The organism is uncultured Nitrosomonas sp. (assembly GCF_902826915.1).
Classification (GTDB): Bacteria; Pseudomonadota; Gammaproteobacteria; order Burkholderiales; family Nitrosomonadaceae; genus Nitrosomonas.
In genome coordinates this window covers 1-22,658 of record NZ_CADEGP010000010.1, presented here as the reverse complement: position 1 = coordinate 22,658, position 22,658 = coordinate 1, and the positions used below count along the sequence as shown (strand labels likewise).

Annotated in this window: 15 protein-coding genes; 7 read left to right on the top strand and 8 right to left on the bottom strand. The window is 46.8% G+C overall.

The window, feature by feature from the left end:
* Positions 1-86 precede the first annotated feature (86 nt).
* Entirely contained in the window at positions 87-725 is a 639-nt protein-coding gene (locus tag QZV86_RS02985) for a transposase (RefSeq protein ID WP_295623891.1), read from the top strand.
* Between the two features lie 12 nt (positions 726-737).
* Here QZV86_RS02985 and QZV86_RS02980 read toward each other — a convergent pair whose 3' ends face one another.
* Positions 738-1,091, bottom strand: coding sequence for an FAD-dependent oxidoreductase (locus QZV86_RS02980; protein ID WP_295623889.1), 354 nt, complete (start codon positions 1,089-1,091; stop codon positions 738-740).
* Positions 1,092-1,298: 207 nt separating this feature from the next.
* Here QZV86_RS02980 and QZV86_RS02975 point away from each other — a divergent pair, with 207 nt between their 5' ends.
* Complete coding sequence (locus tag QZV86_RS02975) at positions 1,299-2,948, top strand: multicopper oxidase domain-containing protein (RefSeq protein WP_295623887.1); 1,650 nt, start codon at positions 1,299-1,301, stop codon at positions 2,946-2,948.
* A gap of 244 nt (positions 2,949-3,192) precedes the next feature.
* Entirely contained in the window at positions 3,193-4,200 is a 1,008-nt protein-coding gene (locus QZV86_RS02970; RefSeq protein WP_295623885.1) for an NAD(P)-dependent alcohol dehydrogenase, read from the top strand.
* Positions 4,201-4,275: 75 nt separating this feature from the next.
* On the opposite strand, the gene nudB is transcribed toward QZV86_RS02970, so the two are convergent.
* The 3 genes from nudB to QZV86_RS02955 all read right to left on the bottom strand — a co-directional run bounded on the left by nudB (position 4,276) and on the right by QZV86_RS02955 (position 6,927).
* Complete coding sequence (nudB, locus tag QZV86_RS02965; RefSeq protein WP_295623883.1) at positions 4,276-4,731, bottom strand: dihydroneopterin triphosphate diphosphatase; 456 nt, start codon at positions 4,729-4,731, stop codon at positions 4,276-4,278.
* A gap of 11 nt (positions 4,732-4,742) precedes the next feature.
* Entirely contained in the window at positions 4,743-6,530 is a 1,788-nt protein-coding gene (aspS, locus tag QZV86_RS02960; RefSeq protein WP_295623881.1) for an aspartate--tRNA ligase, read from the bottom strand.
* A gap of 73 nt (positions 6,531-6,603) precedes the next feature.
* On the bottom strand, positions 6,604-6,927 hold the full coding sequence (locus QZV86_RS02955) for a zinc ribbon domain-containing protein (RefSeq protein WP_295623879.1): 324 nt from the start codon (positions 6,925-6,927) through the stop codon (positions 6,604-6,606).
* 304 nt (positions 6,928-7,231) lie between these two features.
* On the opposite strand from QZV86_RS02955, the gene QZV86_RS02950 reads away from it, so the two are divergent.
* Positions 7,232-10,168, top strand: coding sequence for an aconitate hydratase (locus QZV86_RS02950; protein WP_295623877.1), 2,937 nt, complete (start codon positions 7,232-7,234; stop codon positions 10,166-10,168).
* Between the two features lie 71 nt (positions 10,169-10,239).
* Here QZV86_RS02950 and QZV86_RS02945 read toward each other — a convergent pair whose 3' ends face one another.
* Genes QZV86_RS02945 through guaB form a run of 3 tightly spaced genes read right to left on the bottom strand, consistent with a single transcriptional unit; the run spans position 10,240 to position 15,743 of the window.
* A complete protein-coding gene (locus QZV86_RS02945; protein WP_295623875.1) occupies positions 10,240-12,714 on the bottom strand; it encodes a hypothetical protein in 2,475 nt (824 codons plus the stop codon).
* Positions 12,705-14,267 carry a glutamine-hydrolyzing GMP synthase gene (gene guaA / locus QZV86_RS02940; protein WP_295623873.1) on the bottom strand — a complete coding sequence of 521 codons (1,563 nt, stop codon included), beginning with the start codon at positions 14,265-14,267 and terminating at the stop codon, positions 12,705-12,707. Before guaA ends, QZV86_RS02945 begins: the two co-directional genes overlap by 10 nt.
* Before the next feature lie 12 nt (positions 14,268-14,279).
* On the bottom strand, positions 14,280-15,743 hold the full coding sequence (guaB, locus tag QZV86_RS02935) for an IMP dehydrogenase (RefSeq protein ID WP_295623871.1): 1,464 nt from the start codon (positions 15,741-15,743) through the stop codon (positions 14,280-14,282).
* A 171-nt stretch (positions 15,744-15,914) separates the two neighbouring features.
* Here guaB and QZV86_RS02930 point away from each other — a divergent pair, with 171 nt between their 5' ends.
* Positions 15,915-16,367 carry a DUF4124 domain-containing protein gene (locus tag QZV86_RS02930; protein WP_292920912.1) on the top strand — a complete coding sequence of 151 codons (453 nt, stop codon included), beginning with the start codon at positions 15,915-15,917 and terminating at the stop codon, positions 16,365-16,367.
* Between the two features lie 18 nt (positions 16,368-16,385).
* Positions 16,386-17,708 (top strand): hypothetical protein, encoded by a 1,323-nt coding sequence (locus tag QZV86_RS02925; RefSeq protein ID WP_295623868.1) that lies wholly within the window; start codon positions 16,386-16,388, stop codon positions 17,706-17,708.
* Positions 17,709-17,856: 148 nt separating this feature from the next.
* On the opposite strand, the gene QZV86_RS02920 is transcribed toward QZV86_RS02925, so the two are convergent.
* The gene (locus QZV86_RS02920; RefSeq protein WP_295623866.1) at positions 17,857-18,942 is read right to left on the bottom strand and encodes a biopolymer transporter Tol; all 1,086 of its coding nucleotides are present in this window, start codon (positions 18,940-18,942) and stop codon (positions 17,857-17,859) included.
* Between the two features lie 160 nt (positions 18,943-19,102).
* On the opposite strand from QZV86_RS02920, the gene QZV86_RS02915 reads away from it, so the two are divergent.
* Positions 19,103-22,489 (top strand): M20/M25/M40 family metallo-hydrolase, encoded by a 3,387-nt coding sequence (locus QZV86_RS02915; RefSeq protein ID WP_295623864.1) that lies wholly within the window; start codon positions 19,103-19,105, stop codon positions 22,487-22,489.
* Positions 22,490-22,658 lie beyond the last annotated feature (169 nt).

Here is a 22,658-nt window from a genome sequence, read left to right as displayed (position 1 = left end):
GGAAAGAGCTTTGCACGGTTAGAGTCATTTTCAGGTGTGAATGATGACATAATAATGTTCTAAATCATATTGTTGAGTTAATTGATATGAGTTTTTCTAAGTTTGATGTCACCCGCCGCACCCGCAAAGGAAACTTTCTTAATCAAATCGATTACCTGATTGATTGGGAACCGATAGAAAAAGCAATCGCTGAACATTATGCCCCCACATATGATGCCGCAGGCTGTCCTGCCTATCCCGGGTTGCTGCTGTTCAAGATGTTGCTGGCAAGAATCTGGCACGGTGGACTCAGTGATGATCCGTTGAAGACATGGCTAACGCGAATGTACGTAATGCGATTTTTGAGCCTAAATCTGGAACACGATGTTCCAGATCATTCGGTACTGTCTCGTTTCAGGACACGATTACCACAAGCGCATGCCTGGGATGATTTGCTGAAGAAGATCAATCAACAGATCCAAGGGCACGACATCATGGTGACTCAGGGCTGTCACGTCGACGCCAGTATCACGCACAGCCCGCGTAAACCAAAGACCAGGCCATTGTATGAAATGGTTGCAGATCGGGAGAATCGAGACGATGAAGCAGAGGCGAAAGCGGCTATGCGCGTTATTGAAGTTGCTCAACCCGGCGTAGATGCAGAAGCACGCTGGGTTAAAAAAAATGGTAAATCTGTGTTTGGTTATAAACAGCATACGCTGGTTGATAATAATGGCTTGGTTTAGCTGTTGAAATCACTACTGACTCTGCTTGATAAAACCAAGATCTAACCGGGCAAATGCTTGCGCCAGTTTGCAGCCTATCGGCCCGCCACCCAGCACAATCAAGCGCCCCGGACGTTCGGTCAGTGACCAGGGCGCATCAGAAGTGTAATAACGCACGGATTCCAGTCCCGGGATTTTCGGCACCATCGGATGTGCACCGATGGCAATGACAATGGCGCGTGTTGTCAGGGATTGTCCGTTGATCTCCACCGACCACGGTGAAGTAATTCGAGCTTTGCCTTGCAATACCTCGACGCCTAATTGGGTATAGCGCTCAACTGAATCGTGCGGCTCAACCGTTTTGATCACATGCTGAACACGCGCCATCACATCGGAAAAGTTATAATTAATAACATTAGCTTTCTTTGATCTGGATCTAATACTTATTTTGTCAGATTTAGTACGCTATTTTCTGAATTACAGTTAAATTACAGTTGAGTTGAAAGCTGTTATTCTTAGAATCCAGAGTACTGGATATAAGCTTAGTTTCCAAACCACACACAAGTTTTTTCGTTGTAGCGCGAGAGGTTAATCATGACAGACATTGATTATAAAAAACGTCAATTCCTGCAATATGCAACATTGAGCACGCTAGCTGCCACGATGCCTGGCTTCGTTCTTGCTGAAAACCGAAAAATTAACAAGACACCCAATAATTCGTTTAAGGCTGATGTCGAAATCGCACTGACGGCTCAAGCGGCTGATGCCCCTATCCTGCCGGGTGCTCTTACCCATGTTTATAAATACACCGGAAAATTGCTGAAAGGACCTCAAACGACACTTAAAGAACTACCAGGCTACCTAGGGCCGATTCTCAATTTCGAGCAAGGCCAGAATGTTCGAATATATTTTTATAATCAATTATCAGAACCCTGCATCACTCACTGGCATGGCATGCATGTACCGCACCTGATGGATGGGCACCCAATGTATGCCATTTATCGTGGAGAGCGGTACGTGTATGAATTTGAGGTAAAGAATCCCGCCGGAACCAATTGGTACCACCCACATACGCATGAATTAACCGCACCTCAGGTATATCAGGGATTGGCTGGACTCATTACTATAACGGATGAAGCTGAGCGTAAGCTGGATTTACCCAGCGGCGAATATGATATTCCTCTTGTCATTCAGGATCGCAGTTTTTCCAGTGGCAATCAATTGCGCTACATTCTTGGCATGCATCAAAGAATAAGGGGTTTCCTGGGTGACATCATTCTTGTGAATGGTCAAAAAGACAATACAATCTCTGTAAAAACCAGAACCTACCGCTTGCGTATATTGAATGGATCAAACTCAAGAATTTACAAATTAGGCTGGAGTGATGGGACAGTTGTAACCGCGATCGGAACAGATGGCGGACTACTGGAAAAACCAATAACTTTGCCCTATGTCATGCTTGCGCCTGCTGAACGTATTGAGTTATGGATCGATTTTAGCGGACGTAAACTAGGCTCTGATCTTACACTACAAAGTTTGACCTATCAGGAATCTACTTCACATATGATTGCTGGTATGAGAAGTGGAATGCGCCATGATCGCGGAGGAATGGGTATGATGGGTAGTGCATCCGGCCAGGATGAAGTTATCTCTATTGCCAATTTTCGTATCACCGAACAAATCAGTGATTCACCAAAACTGCCAGACGAACTTGTTCCAATACGCCGCTTAACAGCCCATGATATTACCAATCCCGACAAAACTGTTCCTATTGCCATCGGTATGCGGCACATGGCATTCCAATTAAATGGTCGTACATTTGACATGCACGGCTACAGTGAGCTTGAAAAAATCCCGCTGAACACCATTCAAAAAATCAGAATATTCCACGAGAATCGAAGCAGACGCGGAGGTATGCGTGGCGGTGGCGGTGGCGGTGGCGGTGGCGGTGGCGGTGGCGGTGGCGGTGGCATGGGTATGATGATGTCTTTACCGCACCCTATTCATTTACATGGTCAGCAATTTCAAATCTTATCGCGAACGCAAAACCATCAAGATAGTGGGTACGATACTATCAAAGATGGATTTATTAATACCGGCTGGAAGGACACTGTTTTGGTTATGCCCGGGGAAGAGATTGAAATCATCAAACCATTTAATGACTATAACGGATTATTTCTCTACCATTGTCACAATTTAGAACATGAAGATATGGGCATGATGCGCAATTTCTTTATAAGCTAGATACAAAGATTGTGCTGCGTTTTATGGAAACGAGCCTGAAATAGGTCAGGCATTAGTCGATGTTTTTGATTCCGGAGATGTAAAAAGAGAAAACCTGTGAATGACTGCTCCCTTCCTTTTATGTGCGGATTGTCACTTTTCTTTTCAGAAAATAGTAATATGTACTGGATACTTCTGAAGCAAAAATCGATTGGTCAGTCCAATCCCAGCAAAGAACCTGGTTAACAATAAGAGGAGCCTGAAAGTGAGTACAGTTCATGCATATGCAGCCAGAAAAGCCAATGGTGCCTTAGAACCCTTTGAGTATGAACTAGGATCAATTGGCCCGGAAGAAGTAGATATCACGGTGGAATCCTGTGGCATCTGCCACAGCGATCTAAGTATGCTCGATGATGCATGGGGTATAACCCGATTTCCTTTAGTTCCAGGACACGAAGTAACAGGAAAAATCTCAAGAATCGGTGACCACGTTTCACATTTCTCAGTGGGTGATCGGGTCGGCTTGGGTTGGCACGCAGGATACTGCATGACTTGCAACCAGTGTCTCGGTGGAAATCACAATTTATGTTCAAGTGCTGAGTCCACAATTGTCGGTCGTCACGGCGGGTTTGCCGATACAGTACGCGCGCATAACACGAGTGTTGCTAAACTGCCCGATGCCCTGAATGCCAAGATCGCAGGTCCATTACTCTGCGGCGGAATAACGGTGTTTAATCCCTTGGTTCAGTTCGGCATTTCGCCAACAGACAGCGTTGGTGTAATCGGGATTGGCGGCTTGGGACACTTGGCTATCAAGTTTGCACGAGCTTGGGGCTGTCATGTCACTGCCTTTACCTCAGAGGAGGCGAAAGAGCAAGAAGCCTTGGATCTTGGAGCTCACGACACGATCAATTCACGTAAACCTGGAGCCATCAAAGGTGCTGCAAACCGCTTTGATTTGTTGCTCTCGACCGTCAACGTCAGGCTTGATTGGAATAGCTATATTAGTTTGCTCAAACCACGCGGCAGATTACACATGTTAGGTGCAGTCACAGATCCTTTGGATCTGAATCTTATTCCAATGATGTTTGGCCAATTGTCAGTTAGTTCGTCACCGGTCGGTAGCCCCGAAACCATCCGTAAAATGCTTGAGTTTGCTGCACGTCATGATGTGACACCAGTGACCGAGCATTATCCGATGAATAAAGTCAACGATGCCATAGAACACCTTCGTTCTGGTAAGGCGAGATATCGAATAGTATTAGACCGATAGCCAATTTGCCTAAAGCTTAAAATGTAAGACGCCAACTATGCACTACAGAGGTGAGGAAGGAAGCTATTCCGTTGGCTAGGAGTTGTTTTGAACAAATTCCACTCGTGCTGGTAAATTTAGAATAGCCTCGGCATTACTGCTTGAAAATACTTTCTCGGCCGCTTGCTGCCATGGCAGCCAGATATAATTTAAATGTTCTCTGGCAGAGATCATAATCGGCGTTATGTCCGGCAAACACAAACCGAATACATGCTCAGTATTGAATCTTACATCCGGCCCATAACGCCAGCGCCATTCTTGGTAAATTTCGTAGCAATTCTCAATCTGCCAATTAGTCAGAACATAACTAGTTGGGCTTAATCCGGTTTCCTCGGACACTTCCCGCATTGCAGTCTGAAGTAGTGTTTCGCCAGGATCCTGGCTACCTGTAACCGATTGCCAGAAACCCGGATGATCCGCGCGCTCTAATAATAATACCTGCAAATCAACTGTATGAATAACAACCAGAACAGAAACCGGAGTCTTATACATTGAAGCAACGGCTACCCACTACTTGATTTAGTTTCAACTTGGCGTAAGCGAATATTGAGTTCTCTTAATTGCTTTTCATCGACAGTGCTGGGCGCATGAGTCAACAGGCACTGCGCACGTTGGGTTTTAGGAAAGGCAATGACATCGCGAATTGATTCTGAGCCGGTCATCATGGCTAGAATACGATCCAATCCAAACGCGATGCCACCATGCGGTGGAGCACCATACTGAAGCGCTTCTAACAAAAAGCCAAATTTTTCTTGGGCCTCTTGTTCGGAGATATTTAAAGCACGAAACACCTTGGACTGAATATCCTGGCGATGAATCCGCACTGAGCCACCACCAATCTCGGAACCATTCAGAACCATATCATAGGCTTTGGATAACGCCTGACCGGGATGGTTTTCGAGTAAATCCTCATGTCCATCAGCCGGTGATGTGAAAGGATGGTGCAATGCCTGCCAGCGATTTTCTTCCTCGTCACGCTCGAACATGGGAAAATCAACCACCCATAACGGTTTCCATCCGGATTCAGCATGACCGTGTTGATGCCCAACTTTAATACGTAATGCGCCCAAAGACTCATTAACAATTTTGGTTTTATCCGCACCGAAAAAAATTAAATCGCCATCTTGAGCCTTGGTACGGGCCAGAATAGTTTGAATCGTATCTTCCGGCAGGAATTTCAGAATCGGTGACTGCAGTCCTTCCACACCATCGGAGAGACGATTAATCTTAATATACGCCAAACCCTTAGCGCCATAAATTGCAACAAACGACGTATAATCATCAATTTCCTTGCGCGATAATGCACCACCCTTAGGCACCCGCAAAGCCGCTACCCGTCCATCCGCTTTTTCGGCAGCTTCACGGAATACCTTAAAAGAAACTTCTCTCATGATGTCGGTTAACTCAGTAAACTCTAGTGAAACGCGCAAATCTGGTTTATCAGAACCATATTTGAACATCGCTTCGGCGTAACTCAGCCGTGGAAATGGATTGGGCAAATCCACATTACTCACATTCTTGAATAGTCCGCGCATCATCTCTTCCATCAAAGACATGATTTCATTCTCTGACAGAAATGAAGTTTCTATATCGATCTGGGTGAATTCAGGCTGTCGGTCCGCGCGCAAATCTTCATCACGGAAACAACGAGTAATCTGATAATAGCGATCAAAACCAGATACCATCAGCAGTTGTTTGAATAATTGCGGTGATTGCGGCAAGGCAAAAAAATGACCGGCATTAACCCGTGACGGCACCAGATAATCCCGCGCACCTTCAGGCGTGGATTTAGTCAGCATCGGTGTCTCAATATCTAAAAAACCATGTTGATCCAGGAATACCCGAACCGCCATAGCAACTTTATGCCGTAAACGAAGATTCGATTGCATCGCCGGGCGGCGTAGATCCAGATAGCGATGCTCCAGTCGCACAACTTCACTGATATTGTCATCATCCATCAAAAAAGGTGGTGTCAATGAAGTGTTCAATACCTCAATAGCTGCCACCAGAATCTCGATCTCCCCGCTGACCAAAGACGTGTTAATCGTTCCTTCAGGTCGTCTTCGCACCTTGCCAGTAATTTTCAGTACATATTCATTGCGTATTTTTTCTGCCGCCTGAAATGTTTCCACGTTATCGGGATCACATACAACTTGTACCAAACCTTCACGATCACGCAGATCAATGAATATCACCCCGCCGTGATCTCTGCGCCGGTGTACCCAACCGAAAAGAGTGACTGTTTTATCTAAATATTCGGTATTAATGGCGCCACAGTAGTTTGTACGCATAATTCTTTCAATGATCTAAGTAAGGAGATTGATAATTTCTGGTTTATATCGCCGCAATATGGTGACACTCAGGTCAATCAGCAGCTGCAGCAGTCTTCGTTGTCGGACTACTCTCTTTTTTCGTAGCCGTATCCGCAGCTGCGGGTGTTGCTAATGGAGTACTTGCGGTATTTTCTTTTGCAGCAGGCTCAGTCTTAGTATCTGCTGGTTTCGCCTTGTTCTTAAAATCAGTAACGTACCAACCGCTGCCCTTCAATTGAAATCCTGCAGCAGAAATCAGTTTTGTATAATTATTACTGCCACACACAGGGCATGCTGTAATGGGTGCATCGCTAATCTTTTGCAAATGTTCTTTCTCGGCACCACATGAATTGCAAAGATATTCATAAATAGGCATAGAGACCTCCAACAATTCAAAATTGAGAAACCGGGGATTATACCTTAACCTGTTTTATTTTAAGTGTGCAATCGCTATGGAACAAGAATTCACACCCACCGTAACATAATCCTATTTTCTCAATTGTTGTCAATGCGCGGCGTTGTGCGAAAATTGTCATAATGGAGATAAATTATGTTTCATTTACACCTACAGATAGGGAAAACATTCAGCCTATACGTGACTTTGTTGGATCAAAATTATATATTATGGTCAGAATCTTTTATTTATCTGTCCAGTCGCGCTTATCTTCAGGAACATTGCCATGAATCACAATTTATTCAACAGCCTGCATGAACTCAACCTTCCCCAAGGAAATCGCGCGAAATATTACTCACTCCCAGCATTGGAAAAAAACGGTGCCGGGAAAATTTCCCGCCTGCCGATTTCGATCCGCATTGTTCTAGAGTCTGTTTTACGCAATTATGACAATAAAAAAATCACCGAAGCACATGTCCGTCAATTGGCGGAGTGGAAACCGGATGCCCCCAGGGTAGATGAAATACCGTTTGTTGTTTCTCGCATTGTACTGCAAGATTTCACCGGGGTACCGTTGTTGGTAGATCTCGCCGCCATGCGTAGCGCGGCAGTCAAACTGGGAAAAGACCCTAAGCTAATCGAACCATTGGTACCAGTTGATCTGGTGGTGGATCATTCGATTCAGGTTGATCATTACGGCAACAAAGATGCGCTGAATTACAACATGGAAATTGAGTTTTCCCGCAACAACGAACGCTATCAGTTCATTAAGTGGGGCATGCAGGCATTTGACACTTTCAAGGTCATCCCGCCCGGAATCGGGATCGTGCATCAGGTCAATCTGGAATATCTTGCGCGCGGTGTACATCAAAAAAATGGACTGATTTATCCGGATACCTTGGTCGGCACCGACTCGCATACTACGATGATCAACGGAATCGGCGTAGTCGGTTGGGGTGTCGGCGGTATTGAAGCGGAAGCTGGCATGCTAGGGCAACCGGTTTATTTCCTCACGCCCGATGTAGTCGGCGTGAATTTGACCGGCCAATTACGTGAAGGCGTTACTGCAACCGATTTGGTGCTGACAGTCACCGAAATGCTGCGTGAAGCCAATGTAGTCGGCAAATTTGTTGAGTTTTTCGGCGCGGGGACTGCCTCGTTGACATTGCCCGACCGTGCCACCATTGCCAATATGGCACCCGAATATGGCGCTACGATGGGTTTTTTTCCGGTTGATGATGTCACCGTCGAATACTTTAAAGGCACAGGACGGAATGAAGAAGAAATCAAAGCATTCCAAAGTTATTTTCAAGCACAGCAAATGTATGGCATTCCCCGTCAAGGCGACATCGACTATAGTAGCGAGTTGACGCTTGATCTAAATTCTGTTGCACCATCCTTGGCAGGCCCCAAACGACCACAGGATCGTATTGAATTGAGTGCGATCAAATCCAGATTTACTGAACTCTTCAACAAACCCGCCAAAGAAAGCGGCTACGGCAAACAAGATCACGATCTCAATCAGCGTTACTTGACACGCAGCAGCCGCGCTCAGGATCCCGAGGTATGCACAAACATCGACGCCTGTGAACCAGATGATAGCCGGTTGTCGTCACCCGTTCCCGATAACGCATTGAGAGAGGATAACGCACCAACAGCGCACAACACGGCACCTGTCGAACGGCGAATGACCTCCCGCAACGTCGCCGAAATGACCAGCAATCGGCCAACATCCGATTCGATCGAATTATCTCCGCATAAATTGAACGGTTTCTCGATTGAATTAGGTCACGGCGATGTCCTAATTGCCGCCATCACATCCTGTACTAACACCTCCAACCCCAGCGTGCTGCTCGCCGCCGGGTTACTGGCTAAGAAAGCTGTCGAGAAAGGATTATCGGTCAAACACCACATTAAAACCTCGCTTGCGCCGGGTTCACGCGTGGTTACCGATTATCTGACCGTTACCGGATTGCTGCCTTATCTGGAGCAATTGGGATTTAATCTAGTCGGCTATGGCTGCACCACCTGTATCGGCAATAGCGGGCCTTTGGCAGAACCGATTGAAGAAACGATTGTGAAGAATGATCTGGTTTGTGCTGCGGTACTATCGGGAAATCGCAATTTTGAAGCACGCATTCATTCAAATATCCACGCCAATTTTCTAGCATCTCCACCGCTCGTGGTTGCTTATGCCATCGCAGGCTCGATGCTCAAAGATCTTACTACCGAACCAATCGGCATCGGAAAAAATAATCAACCGGTTTGGCTTAAAGATATCTGGCCCAGCAGCGCGGAAATTTATGCGCTGATGAAATTTGCCACGAATGCGGATACTTTCCGGCAACTCTACAGCAACCTCACCAAGAATCATGACCTGTGGAATAACGTCACCGCTATCACAGGACAAACCTACAACTGGCCACAATCCACTTACATTGCCGAACCGCCTTTCTTTGAGAATTTTTCGCTGCAACCAGCAGCAACCAGTGACAGCAACGATATCAAGAATGCCTTTGCACTGGGCGTATTCGGTAATTCCGTGACCACCGATCATATCAGCCCAGCTGGCTCAATTAAAGATACTTCTCCGGCTGGCCAATATCTGCTAAATCACAATATCACAAAGACAGACTTTAATAGCTATGGCGCCCGCCGCGGCAACCATGAAGTAATGATGCGCGGCACCTTTGCCAATGTACGCATCCGAAATCTAATGATCCCCGACAGTGAAGGTGGTGTCACGCTCTATCAGGGCACAAACGGCGCTGCACCTGAGCAAATGAGCATTTATGATGCCGCAATGAAATATCGCACACAAGGCATTTCCACCGTTGTTTTCGGCGGCAAGGAATACGGCACTGGCTCAAGCCGCGACTGGGCCGCCAAAGGCACACAACTTCTGGGTGTCAAAGCGGTGATCGCCGCCAGTTTTGAACGCATTCACCGCAGCAACCTGATTGGCATGGGCGTCCTGCCGCTACAATTCAAGGAAGATGACAGCGTTGAAACGCTTGGAATCAAAGGTGATGAACAATTCGATATTTCAGGTCTGAATGATATTCAACCACAAAAAGATGTCACGTTGGTGATACACAAGAAAGACGGTAGTAGCCAATCGGTGCAATTACTATGCCGTATCGATACTGCGATTGAGATCGATTATTACAAGCATGGTGGTATTTTGCCTTATGTGCTGAGAGATTTGATGAACCAATCTTAAACGGAAGGAATAAAGCACACCCCGCCGCAAGCAGCGAGGAATTAAACCCGGAAGAGATTAACGCAATTCCACTATTTTCTGGCCTGCAGGGTAAACACATCAACGAGGCAAATTTTAGTCTTACTGATGTCTTTTTCTGGTGTTTCTATCCCAATAACATAACCGGTTAATGTATCTTCGGTTAGTTTAATACGGATCATGTGGCGAAATTTCTCGGATCGCGCACCGCCCCCAGCCTCATTGTTATGGCAATTAAACGCCAAGGATACTGCCAAATACCAGCCTAGCCAGATACAACCAAATACCGCACCCGACAAAAAAGCCATCAGCAAACGCGATGCATCTATCGCAACAGGCTCGCCTTGCATGGTAGCAAAGAATACGGCCATTCCGATCACAATCCAGGCAAGCAATAACCCTTGGCCAATTTTTTTCTGAACATCAGCTGAAAATTCCCTGAAAAAATATTGAGACGTAAACAAGTGCCCGGCAATCACAGTTATGGCTATCGCAGCACCGCAAATAATCAGCCAGTTTGTCCAATCGACATACAAAGCCAAACACACCGGTATTGAGATTTGCAGGATGGCATGCCAAAGACCTATAGCCAGAAATTTGCCTACATTGGCTTTAGCCACTCCGAGCTTATCCGGTGCAAAAAACGGAAATGCGGCTAAGCCAAGAATTACTAATGACCAGACAACGATGACCAACAAATCAAAACTCATGATCGATGCTTTGTATAAGCCATAATGCAGAAAACCCACAGCCATATAAAAGATTCCCATCACGCTCAGTATCCATAAAGGAATAAAATCCAACCAGGTTTCTTTTCTGATTCTGGAGCGTTCGAATAAAATATCACTGTAACTTCGAATAAGACTGAATATCAGTAGCCCTGCCACACACGACAAACCCATCAAAATAGCTGCCAGGAATGATGGAGGAGTCGATTCTCCCGGCTCCAGGATCATAATTAATAAGGGAATAAGCCACAATACAACAGGGATGAGAAATGTTGTCAGACGCCTGTTCCAGATATCCCATGAATCACTATATTTAACTTTCAATAACTCCGGGATACTCATGAGCCGCCATGCGACCAGAAATGCAACAAACAAAAGGAGGTAAATCAAATCAATCCAATATCCGCTGAGGGTTGCGTCGATATCCGCAAGAGTCAGCGCTATCTGAATGCGCGCCAGAACGTCCTGACCTCCCCAGACTGGCCGTAAGTTATTGGGCACAAGTTCAAATAAAGACCACGTGCTTTGTGGAATGGTCACTGCGAAATAGGTTATGAAACCAACCATTGCCCCGATTAACCACGCATACCCTCCCAGAAAGATCTGCCAGGGATTGAGAATCCGCTGTGTCACTTCACGATGAGAATCTATCGCAACTGGATAAACCCTTTGCTTCTTAATTTCGCCCGCATCCGTATGACTTGGATGCAAAAAAGCACCACCACCGCCTGCCACCACGGAAGCATAATTGCCGGATTCGCCATGCTCATTAATATTGCCCCAATAACGCTCATAATGATGGACATCTCCTGAAATATCCAAACGGCATTTGTTTTGGCTCAGCCTTCCATCATGCAAGAAACTGGGTTCTAATCCCAGTCGCAAAAACGATTCTGTCATAGCAGCATCGCTTGCTGCACGCTTCCCAAATACGGTGCTGGGTTCAGGTGTTGCGACAATTAATTTATCGGGAATTGCGGTGCGAAGCGTTGCTTGCACTTCCTTTTTTTTATTTTCATCAAATAAGCTGCCGTCCTGGGTAAATTTACCACAAAATTGATTGACGAAAAAAGCCTGTTGACGCTTATCCATCTTGCCTTTTTGTGAATCAAGCCCCCACAGCATCCAGCCAAAAGGCAACTGCAGCGAAACATAACTTGATTTTTGTTCACGTCTAAAACCATGCAATCCGAGTTGAGGATCTTTAAGATCCTCTTGAGCACGAACAAGAGGATGAATATCTGGTGTCATTGGACTGCAGAATTGCCGATTAAAACCATCTAACGCATCATAATAATCATGATTAGCAGGGATACCATAAATTGGGCGCTGCTCAACCTTTTTCCCTGTGGTGACAATATCCTCATAAGCCCAGTTAAAAGGTGTTTGAAAGCGCTCTTTCAAGGCAGCGATATCCGCCACATGATAAGCCGTATCCCCACCGACAAACAAAAATTCACCGCGCGGCAGTCGCTGATTAAATTCGCCAGTTTGACTTAATGAAACTTGCCCCTCTGCTGTCTTTCCATCCCCCTTAAGCCACAGCTCACTCAGGCACAAATAGGCAACATTATAGACCGCTCTAGAACCATCACCAGTATCCGCAATATAATCAAACCAGTATGAATCTTGTTCATCACTATTACAGTGTGGAGGTGTAATGGCTTCTGCAAACATCCAATCTCGGGAATCCTGCTTTTCACCATTTAATACATAGTTCAGAGTACTCTCAAGGCTGGCCAGAAGCTCCCTGCCTGCCAGCCAGCTTACTGGTCGTTTGAATTTACGCTCTACTCCCATTCTATCGTCGCCGGCGGCTTCCCGGAAATATCATAAACGACGCGATTGATGCCGCGAATTTCATTGATAATACGATTAGAAACCTTGCTGAGTAACGAATACGGTAACTCCGCCCAGTTGGCGGTCATAAAATCCTGAGTTTGCACAGCTCGAAGCGCAATAACATATTCGTAAGTACGCCCGTCCCCCATCACGCCAACGGATTTGACCGGCAGAAAAACCGCAAAGGCTTGCGAAGTTTTGTCATACCAACCGGAACGCTGCAGTTCTTCGATAAATATTTGATCGGCGTGTCTGAGCAGTTCGGCATATTCGTATTTGACTTCACCCAAAATACGCACACCCAGCCCAGGGCCTGGGAACGGGTGACGAAACACCATTTCGCGCGGCAAACCCAATACCAATCCGAGCTCGCGCACTTCGTCTTTAAACAATTCCCGTAATGGCTCGAGCAGTTTGAGATGCAATGTTTCCGGCAATCCGCCGACATTATGATGTGATTTGATCGTGTGCGCTTTCTTGGTTTTGCCACCGGCAGATTCGATCACATCGGGATAAATCGTGCCTTGCGCGAGCCACTTGGCATCGTTGATTTTTTCCGATTCACGTTGAAATACCTCGACAAATTCGCGTCCGATGATCTTGCGTTTGGCTTCCGGATCGCTAATGCCGGCAAGACTGCGATAGAAATCACGGCTGGCATCAACATGAATCACTTTAACTGCCAGATTAACCGCGAAAGCATCCTTCACCTGTCTGGCTTCATTGGCACGCAGCAAACCATTGTCGACGAATACACAGGTCAATTGATCGCCAATGGCACGATGAATCAACGCCGCTGCTACCGATGAATCGACACCGCCGGACAACCCCAAAATGACCTGATCACTGCCAACGGCAGCACGTATTCTATTAATCGCCTCCTCGACATAGTCCGGCATGTTCCAGTCGCGCCCCAGGCCGCAAATATCGTGCACAAACCGGTCGATTATCGCTTTGCCTTGCAGCGTATGCGTGACTTCGGGATGAAATTGGATGCCGTAGAATCGACGCCTGTCGTCCGCCATGGCAGCAATAGGCGTAGCGGCGTTATACGCCATAACCTCAAACCCTTGCGGTAATGCAATCACGGCATCACCATGACTCATCCAGACATCCAGAATGTTACTTCCACCCACGCTAGTGCGGTCTTTAATCTCCTGAAACAACGCGCCACGCTGCGTCGTTTGAATTTCCGCATAACCAAATTCACGAACTGGGACATTTTCTACCGAACCGCCTAACTGTGCCGCCATGGCTTGCATGCCATAACAGATACCCAGTACCGGAACGCCCAATTCAAATACGATTTGCGGCGCACGCGGCGTTTCGTCCTCGATAACCGAAGCGGGACCACCGGAAAGAATAATGCCGTTAGGTGCAAAAGTCTTGATAAATTTCGCATCAACGTCATACGGATGCAATTCGCAATACACATTCGTTTCGCGAATACGACGGGCAATCAGTTGTGTGTATTGAGAACCAAAGTCCAGAATCAGGATTTTTTGATGCATTATGATGTGTTGTTATTTGACGTGATAATTGGGCGCTTCTTTGGTAATCTGAACATCGTGCACATGCGATTCATGGATACCGGCTGAGGTAATTTCAACAAATTCTGCCTTGTCGTGCATTACCGCGATCGTTTTACACCCCAGATATCCCATGCTCGAGCGCACCCCTCCCATTAACTGATGAATAACCGCAGAAATGCTTCCTTTAAATGGAACGCGCCCTTCCACGCCTTCAGGAACCAGTTTGTCGTTATTTTTATGTTCCTGATCCTGGAAGTAACGATCGCTGGAGCCCTGCTGCATCGCCGAAAGCGAACCCATGCCGCGATAGCTTTTATAAGAGCGGCCTTGAAACAATTCAATTTCGCCCGGTGCCTCAGCAGTTCCGGCAAACAATCCACCGAGCATCACTGAATTTGCTCCGGCTGCCAGTGCTTTGGCAATATCACCCGAATAGCGAATACCGCCATCGGCAATCATCGGCACACCACACCCCTTCAATGCTTCGGATACGTTATGAATAGCGGTTATTTGCGGAATGCCAACCCCCGCGACAATACGCGTGGTACAGATAGAACCAGGACCGATACCTACTTTCACCGCATCCGCACCATGATCCGCCATCGCTCTAGCAGCCTCTGCTGTCGCCACATTTCCCCCAATCACCTGGATCGACGGCAAATTCTTTTTAACCCAGGCAATGCGATCCAGAACACTTTGCGAATGGCCATGCGCGGTATCAACCACAATCACATCGACACCAGCTTCCGCCAACGCTATTGCACGCTCTTCACTCCCCTCTCCAACCCCTATGGCAGCGCCAACACGCAGCTGCTCATCCTCATCCTTGCTGGCAAGCGGATATTCCGAAGTTTTGATAATGTCCTTAACCGTAATCAGCCCGCATAATTCAAATTTGTCATTGACAACTAAAACGCGCTCCAGGCGGTGTTTATGCAGCAATTCCAGCACGGCCTCTCGCGTCGTATCTTCCTTGACCGTCACTAGGCGGTTTTTCGGTGTCATGATGTGCTTGATGGCCTGATCAAGATTGGTTTCAAAGCGCAGATCCCGATTGGTAACAATACCGACGACTTTCTTGCCATTCACTACCGGCAATCCGGATATTTTGTGCCGGCGTATCAGTTCAAGCACTTCGCGCACGGTCATGTTTTGATAGATTGTGACAGGATCTTTGACTACACCGCTTTCAAACCGTTTGACTTGAGTCACATGCGCAGCCTGGGCTTCAATAGACATATTTTTGTGGATGATACCGATACCGCCTTCTTGCGCCAGAGCAATGGCCAGCGGCGCCTCCGTCACGGTATCCATGGCTGCTGATATGAGTGGAATATTCAAGCTAATGGTGCGTGTCAATTGTGTCGTCAAACTGACATCGCGCGGCAGAACTGTCGAATGGGCCGGAATCAAGAGAACATCATCAAAGGTGAGCGCTTTTTGAGTCAATTGCATAATGGCAATCCTTTGCAAAGCGACATTATAGCTAAAATCCAACAGTTTTCGTGCCAATTCAGCCAAGAATACAGCATATTTCCAGTTAATATGTTTTAATGCACGAAATCTTTAGGTTGCCTAAATACGAGACCGATGTATTTCAGATCGATTATTTTTCTGGAGCATGCAATGAGAATTTTTGTATTGACTGTAATCGCCTTGCTATTTAGCACTTCTGTCAGTGCGCAAATTTACAAATGGGTGGATGAAACCGGCAAAATACATTACACCGATCAACCACCCCCTCCTGGTGTAAATACACAGCAGGGACAACAGTTAAATATCAACACAGCACCGGCTACCGGCAGCCACCAAGGCAATCAAGCAAACAATCCATCAGATGCACGGGATGAATTTGAAAAACGCAGAAAACAAAGGCAAGAAAACGAAGCCAAAGATCAGGCGCAAGCTGATGTAAACAAGAAAAAATGTACGGAAGCTCAGACTCAGCTTAGAATGTACGCCGATTCGCCCCGTTTAACGATTCCCGACGGTGCTGGTGGAATGGTCTATGTGGACGATGACCTGCGCCAAAGAAGAATTGATGACGCGAATAAAGCAATAGCTACATTCTGTAAATAATCGATATTCTTAAATTAAATGGTTGCAATTATTGGTAAATTAATTACCATCTTTCTTTTCTTTCTAACAGGTACTTCAGTTTTGGCTGAAGTACCTGTTTCATATTCTGAGCTGGATAGTCATTCGTCTAGCCAGATTCATGTTTCCAAGCAAGAAAGTTCAAGACCTGGAATACCGTGGCAAATTCGACCTGGTGAAGATATATTGCAGATCGCACGTCTGATATATCCTGAAAATACCGCTGCACAAGATCATCTCATTCGTGCCATCATTCGAATTAACTCGAAACATTTTCCGGATGGCATTTATCAACCCATACCCGCTGGCACAACGCTCCATATTCCGGATTTAAGAACAATTAGCGCCTACGCAAAACCTGCGGCTCAATCGCGACAAAGCAAATCCACAAAAAAACCATCTGAATACAAGCCGCAAGAAACAACCATAGAATCAGCCAAATCCGAATCAGCAAATCATCAACTGACACTCAATCTGGTTGCACAATTAGAACAAACTGCTGATAGCGAAGCCAATCAACTCAGTTTGCTCACCCAGCGCATTGAGTCAATGGAAACACAGATTGCCGCAATCCAATCTTTATTGTTATCCGAAGCCGCGATGGCGCAAGAACAACAAATTGAGAGCATTGCATTTATTATGGACGCTGAGATCGAGTCTCACATCGATCCAGTGGCACAACCCGAAGACAACACACAGCCGATAGATGGCGTTTTTGCCCCCCTAGAAAACATCCTACACCCGATTGAAAATTCAGCAAATCCGGATGAATTCAATATTGTTCCAATAGATCTGGATTTATTGTCGGATACTGCTTTTCTATTTGGAATTTTACTGACTTTACTAATCATTTTTATGATGCTACGCAATCATAAAAAGATGAAACAAAGACTTATGCCGTCCTCGGATGAATCATTTACGACTGCGCGGCATCGCTATGCTGCAGTTTTACTGCAACACACCGAAAAAATTGCCCAAACCGAAGAAAACTCCCCTGCACCGCCTGAACAGACGATGTCCGCAGCACGCACATTAATCGAACAGGAAAAACCTGAGGCCGCCATTGAATTACTCCAGAAACAATTAGCGACTAATCAACATGATATACCCACATGGTTGATGCTATTCGAATTATTATACAAATCAAACAATAAACGAGATTTCAAAAAGAATGCCCGGCGTTTTAAACGAATGAAAATGTTTCCTGATATATGGCGGCAAATTCGAAGCCTAGGATATCGACTCGAACCCAACGAATCGCTTTATTTTGATGAGCAAAAGCGCAGAGAAAAGTTCTTCTCTGACACATCAGAAGTCAGTTAACAATACTACAACCGATTGTATATTAATGTATTTGTTGAAAAAATGCGAAGCAGCTGATTAAGGCAAAAACAGATAAAAAACGCAGTGAGAAAATCGATGATAACCATTCCATAGATTTCTCACTGTATTAGAAGCCGTCAATGCCTGACTATTTCAACGAAAGACTTTCCAGTGCTTTCGCGTGATTCCAGTTACCATGAAACAACAGCCCCTTCTTCTCCGGGGTGCGGTCACTGGTCCAGGTGATATGGTTGCCATCCGGCGTAAATACCGGCAAGCCGTCAAAACCTTCTTTATCGGTCACACGAACCGGTTCTTTTTGCCCGTCGACATCGACAATGTACAATTCAAAATTGCGATGTCCGTGTAAATTGGTCGCAAAAATAATGTACTTGCCGGAAGGATGATAAAAAGGTGCCCACGACATGACATTCAGATGCGTGATTTGCTTTTGATCGCTGCCATCGATGTTCATGGTGAATATTTCCGCTTCGCGGCCACTATCCGAAAACCGCCGCCATACGATGCGTTTCCCATCGGGGCTGAAGAATGGGCCGCCATCGTAGCTTTCTGTGTGCGTCAGCCTTTTGACGTTGGAACCATCGGCATTCATGATGTAAATATCAATCATCGAAGCTGGATTAGTTTTGAACAATGCAGCTTCTTCATTGGATAATTCGTCGCTGTACGCGCGACGATTGGATGCAAATGCGATCAACTTGCCATCTGGAGACCATGAAGCTTCGGCGTCGTACCCCAATGTTTTGGTCAGATTTCTGATATTGCCGCCGGAAAAATCGGTCTCGTAAATATCGTAAAACTCATCGTAATCCCATGCGTAAGACTTCTGCTCACCGGACTTACGGCGCTCAATCTCTGCGACCATCTTGGCCTTGGCTTGCGCATCTTCATGGGTCGATGAAAACAGGACTTTTTCCTGTGCCGGGTGCACCCACGCACAGGTGGTTTTACCGGTACCCGGTGATACCTGCTGCACCACACCGCTGTTAATATTCTTCAGGAAAATCTGATAAAACGGATTGTCATCCGCTACTTCCGCCTGATAAATCATCCATTTCGCATCCGCACGGTAATACGCCTCTCCGGCTCTTTTTTCTTTGACGGACAGCTGCTGCTCGTCGGTGATAAAGTCAATTGCACTGGCGTTGGCTGTGGTCAGAAAGACCAATGGCAGCAACAAGCCACAGGATGTTACTTGTATAAAATTTCTCATAGAATTAAAAATACCTTGTTACCAAATAATTAAAAAAACATTTAAACATAGGCACAAAAGGAAAGTAAACACTCAATGTTATAGAATGCAGTAAGCGACCACGCAACGTCTTTATCCGAATGGCCAAATTTATAACCTATCCAATAGATTTTAATAAAAAATGCAAAAATTAGTTAACCTTGCTGTGACATGTATATTTATTGTCACTCACATGTTCTACAGTATGGCTGCATCCGCCAGCACCTCAACTTTCCATCACCAGATGCAAATCCAACTATCACCGGACACCTCGGAGATCCAAGTCAAGGATCGGATCCAACTCCCTAATTGGGCGCGTAATGCAAAAGAACCGGTGCAACTTGAGTTCTTTCTACACGCCGGTTTAGCGATTACGCATATAGAAGGCGCTGCAATCCAGAGAGATGAAAACGAAGTTGCGCTAAAATCCAGGCCGATTTCGATCCGGCGTTACACGATGACATTGCCACCCGGCCAGCAAGCAATCACGCTGCAATTCAGCGGCAAAATTCATCACACAGTACAAGGGCCGGGGCAAGAGTATTCGCGCAGTTTTGGTTCAACGCCGGGGACGATTTCACCGGAAGGCGTATTCTTGGCTAATTCCAGTGCATGGTACCCGCAGTTCGGCAATGCGTTGGTATCGTTCCAACTGGATATTCAAGTGCCACCCGATTGGGATGTGGTGAGTCAAGGCACGATGCTGCGCGAAAACAGAACCAACACGATGCAACACGTGGTTTGGGAGGAAAAACAACCGCAGGATGATATCTATCTCGTCGCGGGACGGTATCAGCGTTACACACAATCTGCCGGCGCGGTAAATGCAATGGTTTATTTGCGCAGTAGCGACCCAGCGCTGGCGCAGAAGTATCTGGACGCGACGGCGCAATACATTGCGATGTACAACAAGCTGATCGGCCCTTATCCGTACAACAAATTCGCGCTGGTCGAGAATTTCTGGGAAAGCGGTTACGGCATGCCGTCGTTTACGCTGCTTGGCCCCAGAGTGATTCGCTTCCCGTTCATTCTGCATTCCTCGTATCCACATGAGATCCTGCACAATTATTGGGGCAACGGCGTGTTCGTCGATTACGCCAGAGGCAACTGGGCAGAAGGATTAACCGCATATCTGGCCGATCATCTGGTCAACGAGCAGCGTGGCAAAGGCGACGAATACCGCCGTGACGTGCTACAAAAATATGCAGATTTTGTTAGTAAGGAAAAAGACTTTCCAATCATCCGCTTCGTGTCGCGTCATAGTGCCAGTTCGGAAGCCGTCGGTTACGGCAAGACTATGATGTTTTTTCACATGCTGCGCCAGGAATTGGGTGACGAGGCTTTTACCCGCGTACTGCGGCAGTTTTATCAGCAATTCAAGTTCAAACAAGCGACATTTGCGGATTTGCTCGCAACATTCAATTCAATTACTGGGCTGGATCTTGCACAACAGTTTGAGCAATGGGTGCATCGTGCCGGAGCGCCCGATCTGGTGCTGCGTAATGCCGAGACTGATCAAACGGAGCAAGGGTTCAAGCTCACACTCACCGTCGAGCAATCACAACCGGGCGATCTTTATCGTTTGAGGGTGCCCATTTCCGTTACGCTGGAGGGCGAAGATATGGCGTTGGAATCGCACATTATGGTTGATCAACGCACACAAACCATTGAAATGAATTTCCAAGCCCGTCCGGTGCGTATTGATCTTGATCCGCATTTCGATGTATTCCGGCGCCTGGATAGTCGTGAGATTCCATCCGCATTGTCGCAAGGTTTTGGTGCGGAAAAGCCGTTGCTGATTTTGCCTGCAAAGGAAAATCAGTCTGTTTTGGCAGCGTATCGTAAATTGGCCATGAACTGGCAGAAAACTCAATCGAGTCCGCTGGAAGTCATCACCGACGATCAACTACAGACTTTACCCGCAGATCGCACCATCTGGATCATGGGATGGCAGAATAAATTCGCCGACGCGGTTACCAAAAACCTGGCAGATCGCGGCGTTGCCCATCGACACAAGCAATTGCAACTGTTTCAAAAAATCTATCCACAGATTGATCATGCCGTTATGTTGACCGCCCGACAACCGTCCAATCCGGACAAAACGCTGTTATGGGTCGCTGCTGGCAATTCCAATGCGATTGCAGAACTCGCCAATAAATTGCCACATTACCGCAAATACAGCTATCTGGTGTTCAAAGGTGACGAATTGACCAATATCGACAAGGGGCAATGGCCAATCACGCAATCACCGCTGACGCAGTGGATCAAGCAGAAAGACAATCATCCTGTCCAGAAACTGCATACTGGCATTACCAAACCGCGCCGCGCATTGGCGGAACTGCCGCCGGTTTTCTCTGAAAGCCGCATGATGGAAGACATCGTGCATTTAGCCAGCGATTTGTTCAAGGGACGCGAACTGGGTACGCCGGAACTGGATATCGCTGCCGCGTATATCGCCAAACAATTTCAGCAAATCGGCTTAGAACCTGGCGGCGACGGTAACAGTTATTTCCAAACCTGGCAGCAAGATGTTGGCGCACCCAAAGGCAACATTTCTTTGCGTAACGTGATCGGCATTCTGCCCGGCACCAATCCGCAACTCGCCGGACAAAGTCTGATCATCGGCGCACATTACGACCATCTCGGCATGGGCTGGCCGGACGTGCGCGCCGCGAATCAGGGCAAGATTCATTATGGCGCGGACGACAACGCCAGCGGCGTCGCCGTGATGCTCGAACTGGCGCGCCAAGTCGTTGGCAAATGGCAACCGGAACGCAGCATGATTTTTATCGCGTTCACTGGCGAAGAGGCTAATTTATTGGGTTCCAAACATTACATTGGCAACGGCAAAGATTACCCCAGCGAAAAAATCATTGCTATGCTGAATCTGGATACCGTGGGACGACTGGAAAATAACCCGGTCACAGTGTTTGGCACCGGCACCGCGCGCGAATTGGTGCATATTTTCCGGGGCGCAGGCTTTGTCACCGGCATTCCGGTCAACGCTGTGCAAGACGATTTCGGCTCCAGCGACCAGACTGCCTTCATCCAAGCCGGTATTCCCGCGGTGCAGTTCTTTGCCAGCGCGCACGAGGATTTTCACGCTCCTGGCGACACCGTCGATAAAATCGACTCCGCCGGACTAATCAAAGTCGCCGCGATTCTCAGGGAAGCCGCCGAATACCTCGCCAACCGCATCGAACCCTTGACGGTCACGCTGTCCTCACAAAATGCGCAAACCGAACCCACCGGCACCCGAGAAAAGCGCACAGCCAGCCTCGGCACCGTCCCGGATTTCTCATACCAGGGCGAAGGCGTGCGCGTCGACAACGTCAACCCCGGCTCTCCGGCACAACAAGCACAACTCCAACCCGGCGACATATTGATTCAACTAGCCGGACAAAAGATCAGCGATTTAGCGTCGTATGCAAATATTTTGCGTACGCTTAAAACGGGAGAGAAAGTTGAATTGCAGTACCAGCGCAAAGATCGACTTTATTCGGTCGAGGTCAAGCTAGTGCAGCGTTAAAGATTTTGTCTACATCAAATGAAACTATAATCCACGCAACAATCTTCTCTGTAGCAACTAAGAAAAACAAAAAGGTGTTGGCTTAAAAAAGAAGATTCTGGAAAAACTCCCATGATTAGTCAGTCCTGCAAAACGCTTGGAGACCCTATAAATATTGGAATTCATGCGA